Origin of the sequence: Salmonella bongori NCTC 12419 (assembly GCF_000252995.1) — a bacterium.
Classification (GTDB): Bacteria; Pseudomonadota; Gammaproteobacteria; order Enterobacterales; family Enterobacteriaceae; genus Salmonella; species Salmonella bongori.
This window is the reverse complement of the sequence record NC_015761.1, coordinates 891,388-908,183: the sequence shown is the minus strand read 5'-3', so window position 1 is coordinate 908,183 and position 16,796 is coordinate 891,388. Positions and strand designations below refer to the sequence as shown.

General features: G+C 52.2%; 14 protein-coding genes and 1 tRNA gene. 9 read left to right on the top strand and 6 right to left on the bottom strand.

Annotated elements, in window-relative coordinates; translation table 11 throughout:
* Positions 1-53: 53 nt before the first annotated feature.
* Complete coding sequence (gene infA, locus SBG_RS04235; protein ID WP_001040187.1) at positions 54-272, top strand: translation initiation factor IF-1; 219 nt, start codon at positions 54-56, stop codon at positions 270-272.
* 238 nt (positions 273-510) lie between these two features.
* Here the strand turns inward: infA and SBG_RS04230 are convergent, their stop codons facing one another.
* Positions 511-1,422, bottom strand: a complete 912-nt coding sequence (locus SBG_RS04230) for a LysR family transcriptional regulator (RefSeq protein WP_000597933.1) — start codon at positions 1,420-1,422, stop codon at positions 511-513.
* A gap of 108 nt (positions 1,423-1,530) precedes the next feature.
* Here SBG_RS04230 and SBG_RS04225 point away from each other — a divergent pair, with 108 nt between their 5' ends.
* The 3 genes from SBG_RS04225 to SBG_RS04215 all read left to right on the top strand — a co-directional run bounded on the left by SBG_RS04225 (position 1,531) and on the right by SBG_RS04215 (position 3,324).
* Positions 1,531-2,391: a pirin family protein gene (locus tag SBG_RS04225; protein ID WP_000809976.1), complete on the top strand. Its 861-nt coding sequence runs from the start codon at positions 1,531-1,533 to the stop codon at positions 2,389-2,391.
* 19 nt (positions 2,392-2,410) lie between these two features.
* Entirely contained in the window at positions 2,411-3,088 is a 678-nt protein-coding gene (locus SBG_RS04220) for a hydrolase (RefSeq protein WP_000203410.1), read from the top strand.
* A gap of 148 nt (positions 3,089-3,236) precedes the next feature.
* Positions 3,237-3,324: transfer RNA gene (locus tag SBG_RS04215), tRNA-Ser, on the top strand.
* A 384-nt stretch (positions 3,325-3,708) separates the two neighbouring features.
* Here the strand turns inward: SBG_RS04215 and clpA are convergent.
* Both clpA and clpS read right to left on the bottom strand, forming a co-directional pair.
* On the bottom strand, positions 3,709-5,985 hold the full coding sequence (clpA, locus tag SBG_RS04205; protein ID WP_000934068.1) for an ATP-dependent Clp protease ATP-binding subunit ClpA: 2,277 nt from the start codon (positions 5,983-5,985) through the stop codon (positions 3,709-3,711).
* Between the two features lie 30 nt (positions 5,986-6,015).
* Positions 6,016-6,336: an ATP-dependent Clp protease adapter ClpS gene (gene clpS / locus SBG_RS04200; RefSeq protein WP_000520786.1), complete on the bottom strand. Its 321-nt coding sequence runs from the start codon at positions 6,334-6,336 to the stop codon at positions 6,016-6,018.
* A gap of 323 nt (positions 6,337-6,659) precedes the next feature.
* Here clpS and cspD point away from each other — a divergent pair, with 323 nt between their 5' ends.
* Entirely contained in the window at positions 6,660-6,881 is a 222-nt protein-coding gene (gene cspD, locus SBG_RS04195; protein WP_000447498.1) for a cold shock-like protein CspD, read from the top strand.
* A gap of 150 nt (positions 6,882-7,031) precedes the next feature.
* On the opposite strand, the gene macB is transcribed toward cspD, so the two are convergent.
* Positions 7,032-8,978, bottom strand: a complete 1,947-nt coding sequence (gene macB / locus SBG_RS04190) for a macrolide ABC transporter ATP-binding protein/permease MacB (RefSeq protein WP_000125868.1) — start codon at positions 8,976-8,978, stop codon at positions 7,032-7,034.
* Positions 8,975-10,093, bottom strand: coding sequence for a macrolide transporter subunit MacA (gene macA, locus SBG_RS04185; RefSeq protein WP_001201757.1), 1,119 nt, complete (start codon positions 10,091-10,093; stop codon positions 8,975-8,977). Before macA ends, macB begins: the two co-directional genes overlap by 4 nt.
* A gap of 145 nt (positions 10,094-10,238) precedes the next feature.
* Between macA and SBG_RS04180 the strand changes: the two genes are divergently transcribed.
* A complete protein-coding gene (locus SBG_RS04180; protein ID WP_000192850.1) occupies positions 10,239-11,189 on the top strand; it encodes a VirK/YbjX family protein in 951 nt (316 codons plus the stop codon).
* On the opposite strand, the gene SBG_RS04175 is transcribed toward SBG_RS04180, so the two are convergent.
* On the bottom strand, positions 11,186-12,844 hold the full coding sequence (locus SBG_RS04175) for an ATP-dependent endonuclease (protein ID WP_000599777.1): 1,659 nt from the start codon (positions 12,842-12,844) through the stop codon (positions 11,186-11,188). The genes SBG_RS04180 and SBG_RS04175 overlap by 4 nt on opposite strands.
* Before the next feature lie 200 nt (positions 12,845-13,044).
* Between SBG_RS04175 and SBG_RS04170 the strand changes: the two genes are divergently transcribed.
* The 3 genes from SBG_RS04170 (at position 13,045) to hcr (ending at position 16,718) form a co-directional block, all read left to right on the top strand.
* The gene (locus SBG_RS04170) at positions 13,045-13,944 is read left to right on the top strand and encodes a lysine exporter LysO family protein (RefSeq protein WP_000490988.1); all 900 of its coding nucleotides are present in this window, start codon (positions 13,045-13,047) and stop codon (positions 13,942-13,944) included.
* 142 nt (positions 13,945-14,086) lie between these two features.
* Complete coding sequence (hcp, locus tag SBG_RS04165; RefSeq protein ID WP_000458840.1) at positions 14,087-15,739, top strand: hydroxylamine reductase; 1,653 nt, start codon at positions 14,087-14,089, stop codon at positions 15,737-15,739.
* Between the two features lie 10 nt (positions 15,740-15,749).
* On the top strand, positions 15,750-16,718 hold the full coding sequence (gene hcr / locus SBG_RS04160; protein WP_000178699.1) for an NADH oxidoreductase: 969 nt from the start codon (positions 15,750-15,752) through the stop codon (positions 16,716-16,718).
* Positions 16,719-16,796 lie beyond the last annotated feature (78 nt).

Here is a 16,796-nt window from a genome sequence, read left to right as displayed (position 1 = left end):
TTCGGCATTATCTTGCCGGTTCAAATTATGGTAGTGATACCCCAGAGGATTAGATGGCCAAAGAAGACAATATTGAAATGCAAGGTACCGTTCTCGAAACGTTACCTAACACCATGTTCCGCGTAGAGTTAGAAAACGGTCACGTGGTTACTGCACACATTTCCGGTAAAATGCGCAAGAACTACATCCGCATCCTGACGGGCGACAAAGTGACCGTTGAGCTGACCCCGTACGACCTGAGCAAAGGCCGCATTGTCTTCCGTAGTCGCTAATTGTCTCCTCACGCCCTGAAGGGCGGCTGGATAAAAGGTCGGTTTAACCGGCCTTTTTTGCGTCCATTAAGAGCCTATCCCAGTAGGCGTTATTGGCGCAGCCAGTTTGGACACGGACAGCGCGCAAAAACCGGAGCGTACACGTAGTACGTGAGGATTTTGAGCACTGCCCAGGTCTAAAATGGCAAGTAAAATAGCCCTAATGGGATAGGCACTAAGTCGATGAATGACGAGCAGGTTAATCTTCCACCATACGCGCATACTCTTCCGTCAAAAAATCAACTAATGTGCGTACGGAAGGCAATAATCCTCGCCGGGAGGGAAACACGGCATGAATCACTTCCCTTCTGGGCTCCCATTCTTCCAGCACCGCCACCAGTTCACCCGCGGCCAGTTGTTCTTTCACCATTAAAATGGGTAACTGAACAAGGCCTACGCCAGCCACCGCCGCCTCACGTAGCGCCAGCATGTCAGTTGTCACCATACGCGGGGTGAAATGGACTTCAGCACGCGCGCCCTGCGGACCGTAAAGTTCCCATCGATGGATATGCTTACCCGATGCCAGACTTAATCCTGGCCAGCCACTCAATTCCGCAGGTGCAGAAGGACTCCCCATCCGCGCAATGAGATCCGGGCTGGCAAACAGGCGATGCCCTCTGTCGGCCAGAACACGCATCACCAGATCGCTATCTTCAAACGGGCGAGGCCGGACGCGAATCGCCACATCTACCCCTTCCCCGACGACATCCACCCGACGATTGGTCGCTTCAAGTTGCAGCGAAACATCAGGATAGCGCGCCATAAATTTCGCCAGCATCGGGCCGATATGTACATGCAACAACGTTACCGGGCAGGTCAGCTTCACGATACCACGAGGTTCTACCTGTAACGCGGCAATGGCATCCTGCGCTGCCTGCGCCTCTACCAGCATTGCTTTACAGTGCTCATAGAACGTTTGCCCCACTTCGGTGACGTTAAACTGCCGCGTGGTTCGCTGGATTAATCGTACACCCAGCCGCTCCTCCAGTTGTGCAATACGTCGACTTAGTTTCGATTTTGGTTCATCCAGCGCCCGTCCCGCCGCTGCAAATCCGCCTTCTTCGACCACATGCACAAACCACGCAAAATCATTGAGATCCGTTTTTATCATTATATTGTCCTATTAATGGAACGGTATGAGCCATTTTAGCCACTACTCAACCTTTTGTCATGAATATAAGCTTATTCACATCAAGACAACGCCATCGAGGAGAACACAATGAAACAGATTACAGGCGTCTATACCGCACCTCGCCCACACTGGGTTGGCGATGGATTTCCGGTTCGTTCACTTTTTTCTTACCAAACCCATGCGCAGCAGTTGAGCCCGTTCTTACTGCTGGATTATGCCGGTCCGCACACCTTTACGCCGGGTAATGAAAAACGCGGCGTTGGAGAACATCCGCATCGCGGTTTCGAAACCGTCACGATTGTGTATAGCGGCGAAGTCGAGCACCGGGACTCTACCGGTCGCGGTGGGGTTATCGGCCCGGGCGACGTTCAGTGGATGACCGCAGGCGCAGGCATTTTGCATGAAGAATTCCACTCCGACGCCTTTACCCGTCAGGGCGGTGAACTGGAAATGGTGCAGTTGTGGGTTAACCTTCCCATGAAGGACAAAATGACGACCCCGGGTTATCAGAGCATTACTCACGATGTTATTCCGACCGTTACGCTGCCGGATAACGCCGGAACCGCCCGCATCATCGCAGGGCGTTATGAAGAGACAAAAGGTCCGGCGCATACTTTTTCGCCGCTCAATGTCTGGGATATGCGTCTGCAACGCAATAGCCAACTCACACTGACGCAGCCAGAAGGATGGAGCACCGCGCTGGTAGTACTGAAAGGCAATATTACGATAAACGGCACGACGCCAGTAAACGAAGCGCAACTGGTGGTATTGAGCCAGCAAGGTAAAGCGCTGCATCTTGAGGCCAGCAGCGATGCCAGCGTATTGCTGTTATCAGGCGAGCCATTAAATGAACCGATCGTAGGTTACGGCCCGTTTGTCATGAATACGAAACAAGAAATCGCAGAAGCAGTACGCGATTTCAACTCCGGCCATTTTGGCCAAATCTGAAAACATGAAGGAGAACACAATGACCAGTCCTGCTAACTTTAATGGCTTGCGCCCGGTAATTGATGTTAACGATTCCGTGATGCTTTTAATCGACCATCAGAGTGGTCTTTTCCAGACCGTAGGCGATATGCCAATGCCGGAATTACGTGCTCGCGCCGCAGCGTTAGCTAAAATGGCAACGCTGGCGAAAATGCCGGTTATTACCACGGCATCCGTACCGCAAGGTCCGAACGGCCCGCTGATCCCGGAAATCCATACTAATGCCCCACATGCGCAGTACATCGCGCGTAAAGGTGAAATTAACGCCTGGGATAACGAAGATTTCGTCAAGGCAGTAAAAGCGACCGGTCGTAAGACGCTGATCATTGCGGGAACGATTACCAGCGTATGCATGGCATTCCCGGCCATTAGTGCAGTAGCGGAAGGTTATAAAGTATTTGCCGTGATTGACGCATCCGGCACTTACAGCAAAATGGCGCAAGAGATCACTCTGGCGCGTATCGTGCAGGCTGGCGTCGTACCGATGGATACCGCCGCGGTCGCCTCTGAGCTGCAAGGCACCTGGAACCGTGAAGATGCCGCCGCGTGGGCTGAAGTTTATACCCAGGTATTCCCGGCATATCAGCTGTTGATCGAAAGCTACAGCAAAGCGCAGGATGTGGTGAAAAACAACGAGATGTTGGATTCACAGCGTTAATTTGCGTCCCCGCGCCAGTTTGGGCGGGGATTATGTTTATTGCATGAGCAAACAACAGTGAATATGTAAATTCTGCTTGACCGTTTTAGCGCAACTCCCTATAGTAGCGCCCCGTTGCCCCCTAAGCGGTCAGGCAGCAATACAATATGGTGAGGTGTCCGAGTGGCTGAAGGAGCACGCCTGGAAAGTGTGTATACGGCAACGTATCGGGGGTTCGAATCCCCCCCTCACCGCCATCTTCAAAAAAGAGCGCGTACGGAAGTACGGGCTCTTTTTTACATAAAGCCCCCTGCAGGGGGGGATGAGAACACCCGACCGGGGGTCGACAACTGGCGCAGCCAGTTGGACAGACCACGAACACCGTGAGTGGGCTGCCCGCAGGGCGAGCAAAGCGAGTCAATCCCCCCCTCACTGCCATCTTCAAAAAAGAGCGCGTACGAAAGTACGGGCTCTTTTTTACATAAAGCCACCAGTCCATTGCATGATGACCGCCGTAAGCGCCTGAACCGGCCTGCGAGTGACCAGGACGGATAAACGCAGCGCTATCAGACAGTGATAGCTTCAACGGGTATAAAAAACCGGGCGCTAAGGCCCGGTTTGTATGACAGTGAAACGAAGGATTAATGCGCGGCTTCTGGCTTGTGCTTCTGGGCGCTCTGGAAACCATAGGTCAACGCATTTTTCTCTTTATCCAGCGCGACGGTCACTTGCCCACCATCAACCAGCGAGCCAAACAGCAGCTCATTAGCCAGCGGTTTTTTCAGGTTATCCTGAATCACGCGCGCCATAGGTCGTGCGCCCATCGCCCGGTCATAGCCTTTTTCCGCCAACCAGTCGCGCGCTTCCTGGCTCACTTCCAGAGAGACGCCTTTCTGATCCAGTTGAGCCTGCAACTCGACGATAAACTTATCAACCACCTGATGGATTACCTCGCCAGAGAGATGATCGAACCAGATAATGTTGTCGAGACGGTTACGGAACTCCGGCGTAAATACTTTCTTGATCTCGCCCATCGCATCGGTGCTGTTGTCCTGATGAATAAGACCAATGGATTTACGTTCGGTTTCGCGCACGCCAGCGTTCGTGGTCATCACCAGCACCACGTTGCGGAAATCCGCCTTACGGCCATTGTTATCGGTCAGCGTACCGTTATCCATCACCTGCAACAGCAGGTTAAAGACATCCGGATGCGCTTTTTCGATCTCGTCCAGCAACAGCACTGCATGAGGATGTTTAATCACCGCATCGGTCAACAGCCCGCCCTGATCAAAACCAACGTAGCCCGGAGGCGCGCCGATCAGACGGCTCACCGTATGACGCTCCATATACTCGGACATATCAAAGCGTAACAATTCAATGCCCAGGGCTTTGGAAAGCTGTACCGTTACCTCGGTTTTCCCAACCCCGGTTGGACCGGCAAACAGGAACGAACCGACAGGTTTATGCTCATGACCCAGACCCGCACGGCTCATCTTAATCGCCTCGGTCAGCGCCTCAATCGCGTTATCCTGACCGAAGACCAGCATTTTCAGCCGATCGCCGAGGTTTTTCAGCGTATCACGATCGCTCTGCGAGACGCTCTTTTCAGGGATACGTGCAATGCGCGCTACCACAGACTCAATATCCGCAACGTTAACCGTTTTCTTACGTTTGCTCACCGGCATCAGGCGAGCACGCGCTCCGGCTTCGTCAATGACGTCAATCGCTTTGTCCGGCAGATGACGATCGTTAATATATTTTACCGCCAGCTCCACCGCCGCACGTACCGCTTTCGCGGTATAACGCACGTCATGATGCGCTTCGTACTTCGGTTTCAGGCCGTTGATAATTTGCACCGTCTCTTCTACCGACGGTTCGGTAATATCTATTTTCTGGAAACGGCGCGCTAACGCGCGGTCTTTCTCAAAGATATTGCTGAACTCCTGGTAAGTGGTCGAGCCAATCACCCGGATCTTGCCGCTGGAAAGCAATGGCTTAATCAGATTTGCCGCATCGACCTGACCGCCCGACGCCGCTCCCGCGCCAATAATAGTATGGATTTCATCGATAAACAGGATGCTGTTGGTATCCTGCTCAAGCTGTTTTAGCAGCGCTTTAAAGCGTTTTTCGAAATCGCCGCGGTATTTCGTGCCTGCCAGCAGAGAACCAATATCCAGCGAGTAAATGGTGCAATCGGCCATCACTTCCGGGACATCGCCCTGAACGATACGCCAGGCTAGTCCCTCGGCAATCGCCGTTTTCCCGACACCGGATTCGCCCACCAGCAGCGGGTTATTTTTACGGCGGCGACATAACACCTGGATCGCGCGTTCCAGCTCTTTTTCACGACCGATGAGCGGATCAATGCCGCCTACGCGAGCAAGCTGGTTAAGATTCGTCGTGAAGTTCTCCATACGTTCCTCCCCGCCAGCTTGTTCGTCGCTATTTGGCTGATTACCGAGATCGGAAGACTGACTCGGTTCGTCCTTTCGCGTCCCGTGAGAAATAAAGTTCACGACATCCAGACGACTAACTTCATGCTTACGCAGCAGGTAAGCCGCCTGTGACTCTTGTTCGCTAAAGATAGCCACCAGCACGTTCGCACCGGTCACTTCGCTGCGCCCGGAAGACTGAACATGGAAAACTGCACGTTGCAGTACACGCTGGAAACTTAGCGTCGGCTGCGTATCGCGTTCTTCTTCACTGGCAGGCAGTACGGGTGTGGTTTGTTCAATGAAGGCTTCGAGTTCCTGACGGAGCGCCACCAGATCCACGGAGCACGCTTCCAGCGCTTCGCGAGCCGATGGGTTGCTGAGCAACGCCAGCAACAGATGCTCGACGGTCATAAACTCATGACGGTGCTCGCGCGCTCTGGCGAAAGCCATGTTTAAACTGAGTTCCAGTTCTTGATTGAGCATAGGCACCTCCCCCAATTTTTATACCTGCATTCAGGCTTTTTCCAGCGTACACAGCAACGGATGCTCGTTCTCCCTTGCATACTTGTTCACCATCGCCACTTTGGTTTCCGCTACTTCGGCAGTAAATACGCCGCAAATAGCTTTCCCTTGATAGTGAACCGCAAGCATCAATTGCGTTGCACGTTCTACATCATAAGAAAAGAATTTTTGTAACACGTCAATAACAAACTCCATTGGAGTGTAATCATCATTGACTAATATCACTTTATACATAGATGGTGGTTTTAGCGCGTCGCGCACGTTATCTTCCACCAACTGGTCAAAATCCAGCCAATCGTTCGTCTTGCCCATCGTCAGTCGTCATTATCGGTTACGGTTGCCGGCAGGAAACTCTGCCGCTGACCAGAGACTATGCACACAGTCAATCTACCTCAATTGATAGATAACTATCATCTATTAGTACCATCCGCGACATCTGTCACATTCCCGGCAATAGCGTTAACTGCTTCAAATTTTTGATTCATTTTTACCCGCTCCCCCCTGACTGATGCTTGACGCCTCGCCTGATTTCTCTAAATTGTACTGTCGAGAGTTGGTGAGGTTTTGAACAGCCCCCACTCCGTCACCGGTTCATTCCATCTTACTTATATAAGTTTTACGAAGGATGTCGAAGCATGGAAACGGGTACTGTAAAGTGGTTCAACAATGCCAAAGGGTTTGGTTTCATCTGCCCTGAAGGCGGCGGCGAGGATATTTTCGCCCATTATTCCACCATTCAGATGGATGGTTACAGAACGCTTAAAGCCGGGCAGTCTGTCCGGTTTGATGTACACCAGGGGCCAAAAGGCAATCATGCCAGTATCATCGTGCCCATCGAAGCAGAGGCCGTTGCATAACTCCTCTGTCTCATTGTGTACATCCAGGAGGCAAAATGCCAGCCCGATCGGCTGGCATTTTTATTTCTGGCGAATAGCGCCAATGCCAGATAGCGATGCTGCTGCGTTTTATCAGGCCAACATATCGTGCCGGATAAAGCGCCAGCACAATTATTCCCTGGCCAGCGCGTCCACCGGATCCAGACGCGCCGCGTTTCTTGCCGGCAACCAGCCAAACAAAATGCCGGTAAAGGTCGAACATAAAAACGCACTCAAGAGCGCAGTCAGTGAAAAGCCAATCTCCCAGCCGGGTAGAAAAAGCTGTAGCATAAACGCGATTAGCATCGACAGACCAATCCCCAACGCCCCGCCAACCAGACAGACCAGCACAGCTTCAATAAGAAACTGCTGTCGCACATCGCTGGCGCGCGCGCCTACTGCCATGCGGATGCCGATTTCACGCGTTCGCTCAGTAACGGAAACCAGCATAATATTCATGACGCCTATCCCGCCGACAAGCAGCGAAATGACGGCCACCAGCGTCAAAAATAGCTGAAGGGTATAGGTGGTTTTTTCAGCGGTTTTCAGGACACTGTCCATATTCCAGGTGAAGAAGTCTTTTTTGCCATGCCGTAAGGTAAGCAAACGGGTAAGCTGCTGTTCAGCTTGATCACTGTTAACGCCATCTTTCACACGAACGGTGATCGAGTTAAGCCATGACTGCCCCATAATACGATCAGACATCGTGCTGTAAGGCAACCAGATCTGCAACAGATTGCTATTGCCATACATGGACGGTTTCTCTTCCGCCACGCCAATAACGATGACCGGCATATTCCCTACCAGTACCACTTCTCCTACCACATTCGCTTTATTTGGAAATAGCTGGCGTCGCGTGTTGGCATCCAGCACCACAACCTGGGCGCGATCCCGTTGCTGTACCACATTAAAGGTATTCCCCTCGCTAAAAGACATTCCGTAAACATTAAAATAGTCGCCACTAACGCCATTAGCATTTACCGCGATATCAATATTGCCATAGCGAAGACGTAAACTCTTTGAAACGCTGGGCGTCGCAGAGTTGACCCATGGTTGTTTCTGAATAGCGGCCAAATCGTCATACTTCAGTACCTGCCGGTACTGCGGGTTATCGTCGCCAAAATCTTTACCGGGGTGGATATCAATCGTGTTAGTGCCCATAGCGCGAATATCCGCCAACACCATATGCTTTGCAGCATCCCCGACCACCACAATCGACACCACCGACGCTATACCAATAATAATTCCCAGCATCGTAAGCAAGGTACGCATTTTGTTAGCGGCCATGGCTAACCATGCCATCGCCAACGCTTCGCGAAAGCTACTGACAAACTGACGCCAGCCAGAAGCCTCATTCACAACGGCAGCAGCAGTGCTTTGCCCGCCGCCCTTTTCCTGCGCGGGCGGGTTACGGACAATCTTGCCATCGTGAATTTCAATGACGCGCTCCGCCTGAGAGGCAACCTGCGGATCGTGCGTAACAATGATCACCGTATGGCCGCGATCGCGCAGCTGATGCAAAATCGTCATGACCTCTTCGCCGGAATGACTATCCAGCGCACCGGTCGGCTCATCCGCCAGAATGACCTGTCCGCCATTCATCAGCGCGCGAGCAATACTGACGCGCTGCTGTTGACCGCCTGAAAGCTGCGAAGGCGAGTAATCGACGCGATCGCTTAGCCCCAGCCGCTGAAGCAACTCCCTGGCGCGCGCCAGGCGTTTTTTGCGATCAATACCGGCATAAACGGCAGGCACCTCAACGTTTTGCTCCGCCGTTAAATGCGACAACAGATGGTAGCGCTGAAATATAAAGCCAAAATGTTCGCGCCGTAGTTGCGCCAGTGCGTCCGGGTCCAGCATCGAGACGTCCCGTCCCGCCACCCGATACGTGCCGCTGGTCGGTTTATCCAGACACCCGAGGATATTCATTAGCGTTGACTTTCCGGAACCGGAAACACCAACAATCGCCACCATCTCTCCGGCGCGGATTTGCAGGGAGATGTCTTTCAACACTTCCACCTGCGCCTCTCCGGACGGGTAACTACGGCTAATGTTGCACAGTTCAAGCAAGGCCGTCATGGCGTCGCTCCCGGCCTGCCCTCACCGATGATCACCTCATCGCCCGCTTCCAGACCTTTAACCACTTCCACGTCGGTATCGTTACGCTCGCCAATCACCACTTCGCGCTCACGTTTTTCGCCGTTACGCAACAGCGCCACTTTATAACGGTTGTCGCCGACGGGTTCGCCGAGCGCGGCGAGGGGAATAATCAGCACATTCTTTACATCCATGAGTTGGATATAGACCTGCGCAGTCATATCAAGACGTAAAATTCTTTTAGGATTAGGCACTTCAAACCGGGCGTAATAAAAAATAGCATCATTGACCTTTTCCGGCGTCGGCAGAATATCTTTTAAGGCACCTTCATAGCGCGTCTGCGGATCGCCGGGAATAGTGAACCAGGCTTTCTGACCTGGCCGAAGATGAATGACATCGGCTTCCGAGACCTGCGCTTTTACCAGCATGGTACTCATATCTGCCAATGTCAGAATATTGGGCGCCTGCTGAGCCGCAATCACCGTTTGCCCTTGCAGAGTGGTAACTTGCGTGACTTCTCCCGCCATAGGCGCAACGATGCGAGTATATTCCAGATTGGTTTTTGCGGTATTCAACGAAGCCTGATTACGTTTAATCTGTGCATCAATGGCACCAATACGCGCCTGTTTAACCGCCATCTCCGTCACGGCAGTATCCAGATCTTGTTGCGACACCACCTGCGTCTTAGCCAACTGTTGCTGGCGCGTCAGCGTCACCCGTGCCAGCTTCAACTCGGCGACGGCTTGCTGGCGTTCCGCGTTTAACTCCATCAGGGTGGCTTCAACCTCTTTTATCTGGTTCTCCGCCTGTTCAGGATCAATCACGCCGAGCAACTGATCTTTTTTGACGTTATCGCCAATCGAGACCAGCAGCGTTTTTAACTGGCCGCTAACCTGCGCACCGACATCCACTTTGCGCAACGCATCCAGTTTCCCGGTCGCCAGTACACTTTGTTCGAGATCGCCGGGCCTCACGATTAACGTCTGATACTGTGGCAGCGGCGCATTTAGCTTCCGCCAGATCACCATTCCCCCCACTAAAAGAATTAAAATAATGACAAGGTAACGTTTTTTAAATTTCTTTCCCTTAGCACGCATAGAAATCCTGACGGCAAAAGTTTAACCAGAAAGTAAACCTTATCTAAACAAACCTGACGCAATAAAGGTAGCGCTGGCTGTATTGACGATTGGTTAATGTTTCCTGTGGTCCAATCACGACAATCTTATGTCGCGGATTACGATCATGACACAGCTTACAGATAATACCTGGTATACTTCAGAACACCTCTCTCCTTTACAATTATTTATTCGTCTGACCCGCGGGCAATTACAGCCAGGGAAATTCTGGCGTAAGGCCAGTTTTCGCCGCAAGTTTCTAATCCGTTCATTAATCATGCCGCGTGCAACCAGCCAATTATTGACAAATCTGACCCAATGGCCGGAGTTAAATACTTTACTTGCTCGTCAGCCGCGTTTGCCTATTCGGCTACATCGTCCTTATATGGCAGTGAATATTAAACGTGATTTCGCTTTAGACGCTCTGTGTTTTCATTATCAAGCATTACGCCAGCTTTTGTCGCGAGAACAACAAGTTAGCTATTTAAGTCAGTATGGCCTGAATCTTGCTAAATTTGAAACTAAAACCGGTGAGTTGTTTCAACTTGATTTAATTAGTCTGGTTTCGCTGGATAAAGAAGGCGAAAGCACCCTGGTTATACGCGACGCCCGGTTACGTATTCTGGCAGAGATTACCTTTACCTTGTGCCGCTTTAATCAACAACGCACACTATTTATTGGTGGATTACAGGGGGCGGCCAACGACGTCCCTCATGAGGTTATCCAACAGGCTACTAAAGCCTGTTATGGTCTTTTCCCAAAACGTATTGTAATGGAGGCTCTCTGTCAGTTTGCCCAGGTTTTGCAGGCAGAGCAGATTGTTGCCGTGAGTAACGATGCGCACGTATACCGTAGTTGGCGATACATGGATAAAAAGACACAAATGCATGCTGACTACGACGCATTCTGGGATTCGTTAGGCGGTGAAAAAATCAAAAGGAATTACTACGCGCTACCGCTGGCGATCGCACGAAAAAGCGAAGCGGAGATCGCCAGTAAAAAGCGGGCAGAGTATCGCCGTCGCTATGCTTTACTCGATAATATTGTTGAACAGGTTCCGGCCATATTTAGTTGCTAATCTGCCCGGCCCCGCGCCAGCCACACTACACGCGAAAACATTTTTCTGAACAGCGGCGGCACAGCGTCAATCCCCCGCCGCCCGGCTTCCATCGCGACCTCAATCGCCAGATCCGGCTTTGATGAGCGATGAATAGCTTTAGTGATAATTTTTCGGGTATTCATCGGCACGTTGGGTGGAAGCTGTGCAACCCGATGAAAAACATCGGCAAAACCCTGACGGTACATAAAGTGTTCCATATCCAGGGCAGGCAGTGCGGTAAGATGCTCGCGCTCTTCTTCCCGATCGTTATTGAGCAGGCTACGCACCGTTGCGGCATATTTTTTTCCGGCTTCGTCACCATCGACCAGGACATGCCACTCGATTCCCATACGGCGGGCAAACTTTACCAACGGCTTCAGGCCGGACTGAGCAAACTCAATAACTTTAATGCCCTCCGCATCAAAATGATGTCCGCACTGACGCGCCAGCTCATTAATAACCCAGGTCTCCGTCTCGCCTTCCACCAGTAGCCAACAACGCGCAAACAACGATGATGCGCGGTTAAAGCGGATATGGAACGCGATACGTCTTCCATCCTCTGCGCTTAATCCGCCCGGTCCCAGGCGCCAGGCGGCAACGCGGGAAGACTCGCGCACCAGACGTACAACATGCTCCACTGGCGTTAGCGACAGCAGTTCGCCTGAGTTAGTTGTCGCTATCCGCTGTAGTGGTAAAAGATTGAGCAATTGCCAGGCGACCGAGAGCATAATAGGATGTAAGCGGGTTTCCGGATCTTCCACCAGCAATAATGGTCGCGCGTCTTTATGCAGGCGCAGCGTCCCTTTCGCCTGTAACAGTGTGGAAAAAAGCCCTAACAGAATCACCCGGTGCGACCGGCTGCCCGGTTTGTCGATCATCCGATTAATAATATCCAGATAGCGCCAGCTACGCTGTTCGTTTTGCGAACGACGACGCATAAGCCGATGACGTGCCTCTCCTGCGCCCTGCTCCGAAAAATAGTGCTCAAGCAGTTGCACCATTGCAGACAGGCCCTGACGGATCTGCCCATCGGTTAAATTTTGTGGCCGGGTCGCCAGTTCGCGCGCCAGAAAATCCAACTGTCGGGCCGTGACTTCAACATCCGGAACACTGGGCACCGTACCGTTGCGAATACGGCGCATAAAACGCGCATCGCGCAAACGCAGCACAGGCATCAGACGAACCAGATGCCGCACCAGCTCATTAATATTTTCAATCGGCAGCGGCTGCCCATCACTATTTAAAAAACTGCGTAGCGTCATCACGCTACCATCGGCGCCGCATTCGCCCTCAAGCCGATAAAAAATACGATGGAATTCATCCTGGCAAGGCGACCAGCACGCCTCCAGCGCCCGGTAACGACGTACGCGGTGTCGCCCCGGCTGCGTTTCGCGAAAGGTAAGAATAATATGCAGGTGATGTTCGCGTCCTTTTACATCGCCTGGCGGAAACCAGAAATCCTCACGTACAAAGTGATAGAGATCCAGTTCTGGCGACAGTAACAGAGTCAGCGCATCCAGCAGGCTGGATTTGCCCCAGGCGTTTTCCCCAATCAGCACGTTGTTTTGTTCCAGCATCAACGACAGTCGGTTGATACCACGAAATCCCACGATTTCAACGCGTTCGAGAATCATGCTTCCTCCAGAAATGCGTCACCACTCCATTACCTTCACCGCAGTATAACGGCAAATGCTTCCGCCTGGCGTGATATTCCCCTCTTTGCCAGGAGCAACAGCCTGATAAATGTACGGATAGCGGTGTCGCTTTACTGAGAGTCTGTAATTCGGTAGTGTCATGGACGTTATTCAAACAATAAAAAAGGGCCCGGCTGTTCATGTTCTCAGGACTTTTTATCATTCTGGTTCCACTGATTGTGGGCTATCTCATCGTGCTGCGACAAAAAGCCGCATTACAACTCATTAATCGACTACTGAGCTGGATCGTATATCTCATTCTCTTTTTTATGGGAATCAGTCTGGCGTTTCTGGATAATCTCACCCGTAATCTGGTGGCGATTTTTCATTATTCCGCCGTCAGTATTACGATCATTTTATTGTGCAATGTCGCTGCATTATTTTGGCTGGAGCGCACCTTACCGTGGCGCCACCACCATCAGCAGGAAAAACTGCCCTCGCGTATCGCAATGGCGCTTGAGTCACTGCAACTGTGCGGCGTAGTCGTCGTGGGATTTGTGATTGGTCTGAGCGGTCTTTCCTTTTTACAGCACGCGACAGAAGCCAGTGAATATACACTGATCTTTTTATTATTCCTGGTGGGAATTCAGTTACGAAATAGCGGCATGACCTTAAAACAAATTGTGCTTAACCGCCGGGGAATGATTGTCGCGGTCGTTGTGGTGGCAAGCTCATTGCTGGGGGGTGTGATTAATGCATTTATCCTGGACTTACCGTTAAAAACCGCTCTGGCGATGGCGTCAGGTTTCGGCTGGTACTCGCTTTCCGGTATTTTGCTCACAGAGTCATTTGGGCCGGTTATCGGCAGTGCAGCATTCTTTAACGATCTGGCCCGCGAGTTATTAGCCATCATGCTTATTCCGGGCCTGGTACGCCGCAGTCGTTCAACAGCGTTAGGTCTGTGCGGGGCGACGTCGATGGACTTTACGCTGCCGGTTTTGCAGCGTTCCGGTGGCGTAGAGATTGTTCCTGCGGCTATTGTTCACGGTTTTATTCTGAGCCTGCTGGTGCCGCTATTAATGGCGTTTTTCTCAGCCTGATACCTCTCTGGCGGTAGTCACCTATCGCCAAAATTGCGCTAAATCAATCTCCCTGCAAATTATGGCAGAAATTCCTTTTATCCCTTTGAGCACAAGCATAATCTTAAACATGTATATTAAATATAACTTTAAAGGTGTGACCATGTTTTGTGTGCAATGTGAACAAACCATCCGTACTCCGGCAGGAAACGGCTGCTCTTACGCGCAGGGTATGTGCGGGAAAACCGCTGAAACGTCCGATCTCCAGGATCTGCTGATTGCCTCCTTACAGGGGCTCTCTGCATGGGCAGTAAAAGCGCGTGAATACGGCATCATCAACCACGACGTTGATAACTTTGCGCCACGCGCATTTTTCTCTACCCTGACTAACGTTAACTTTGACTCCCCGCGTATTGTTGGCTATGCGCGTGACGCGATCGCCATGCGCGAAACGCTGAAAGCCCAGTGCCTGAGCGTGGATGCCAATGCACATTGCGACAACCCAATGGCTGATCTGCAGCTGGTCAGCGACGACCTCGGTGAACTGCAGCGCCAGGCTGCAGAATTTACCCCGAACAAAGACAAAGCAGCAATTGGCGAAAATATTCTCGGCCTGCGTCTGCTTTGCCTGTACGGTCTGAAAGGTGCAGCGGCCTACATGGAACACGCGCACGTTCTGGGTCAGTATGACAATGACATTTATGCTCAGTACCACAAAATCATGGCGTGGCTGGGTACCTGGCCTGCCGATATGAACGCTCTGCTGGAGTGTTCAATGGAAATCGGCCAGATGAACTTCAAAGTGATGAGCATTCTGGACGCCGGTGAAACGACCAAATACGGCCACCCAACGCCGACTCAGGTCAACGTAAAAGCGACCGAGGGCAAATGCATTCTGATCTCCGGTCACGACCTGAAAGATCTCTACAACCTACTGGAACAGACCGAAGGCACCGGCGTCAACGTCTATACCCACGGTGAAATGCTGCCTGCCCACGGCTATCCGGAACTGCGTAAATTTAAACATCTGGTCGGTAACTACGGTAGTGGCTGGCAGAACCAGCAGGTTGAGTTCGCTCGCTTCCCGGGCCCAATTGTGATGACCTCGAACTGCATTATCGACCCGACCGTAGGCGCGTACGATGACCGCATCTGGACCCGTAGCATCGTTGGTTGGCCGGGCGTAAGTCACCTGGAAGGCGATGATTTCGGTCCGGTTATCGCGCAGGCGCAACAGATGGCAGGCTTCCCGTACAGCGAAATCCCACATCTGATTACCGTTGGCTTCGGCCGTCAGACTCTGCTGGGCGCAGCCGATACGCTGATCGATCTGGTTAGCCGTGAAAAACTGCGTCACATCTTCCTGGTCGGCGGCTGTGACGGCGCACGCGGTGAACGTAACTACTTTACCGATTTCGCCACCAGCGTCCCGGACGACTGCCTGATCCTGACCCTGGCGTGCGGTAAATACCGCTTTAATAAACTGGAGTTCGGCGATATCGAAGGTTTGCCGCGTCTGGTCGATGCTGGTCAGTGTAACGATGCTTACTCAGCCATCATCCTTGCGGTCACTCTGGCTGAAAAACTGGGCTGTGGGGTGAACGATCTGCCGCTGTCGCTGGTGCTATCCTGGTTCGAACAGAAAGCGATCGTGATTCTGCTGACTCTGCTGTCGCTGGGTGTGAAAAACATCGTGACCGGCCCGACCGCGCCGGGCTTCTTTACCCCGGATCTGCTGGCGGTCCTCAACGAGAAATTTGGTCTGCGTTCCGTAACCACCGTTGAAGAAGACATGAAACAGCTGCTGAGCGCGTAAGGAGTATAAGATGACGATGCCAACCACACAGTGCCCGTGGCGGATGCAGGTGCACCACATCCATCAGGAAACGCCGGATGTATGGACAATTTCGTTGCTGTGCCACGATTATTATCCGTATCGCGCCGGGCAGTATGCACTGGTCAGCGTACGCAATTCAGCTGAAACGTTGCGCGCCTATACCATTTCTTCAACGCCGGGCGTTAGCGAGTACATTACGTTGACCGTTCGTCGTATTGAAAGCGGTGAAGGGTCGCAGTGGCTGACTCGCGACGTCAAACGCGGCGATTATCTCTGGCTGTCTGATGCGATGGGCGAGTTCACCTGTGAAGATAAAACGGATGACAAGTTCCTGATGCTGGCCGCTGGCTGCGGCGTAACGCCGATTATGTCGATGCGTCGCTGGTTGGCAAAATATCGTCCTCAGGCTGATGTTCAGGTTATTTTTAACGTGCGTTCGCCCGCTGACGTCATTTTCGCCGATGAGTGGCGTCAGTACGCGGTTACACTGGTCGCAGAAAACAACGCCACACACGGTTTTGTTGCGGGCCGACTGACCACCGAACTGCTGAAAAGCGTGCCGGATCTGGCAAGTCGCACGGTGATGACCTGTGGCCCGGCGCCGTATATGGAGCAGGTGGAAAAAGAGGTGAAAGCGCTCGGCGTCACCCGCTTCTTTAATGAGAAATTCTTCACGCCGGTCGCGGAAGCGGCAACCAGCGGGCTGAAATTCACCAAGCTGCAGCCGGCAAAAGCGTTCTACGCACCGGTAGGTACAACGCTGCTGGAGGCGCTGGAAAGTAATAAAGTACCGGTTGTCGCCGCCTGCCGGGCGGGCGTTTGCGGCTGCTGCAAAACCAAAATCATTTCCGGAGACTATACGGTAAATAGCACCATGACGCTGACCGACGCAGAAATTGCCGACGGCTACGTGCTGGCCTGTTCTTGCCATCCACAGGGCGATCTTGTGCTCGCATAACACCTTCGCAATACTTGCCGGATGACGGCGCAAACGCCTTATTCTGCCTACCGTTGTCATGTAGGCCGGATAAGCGCA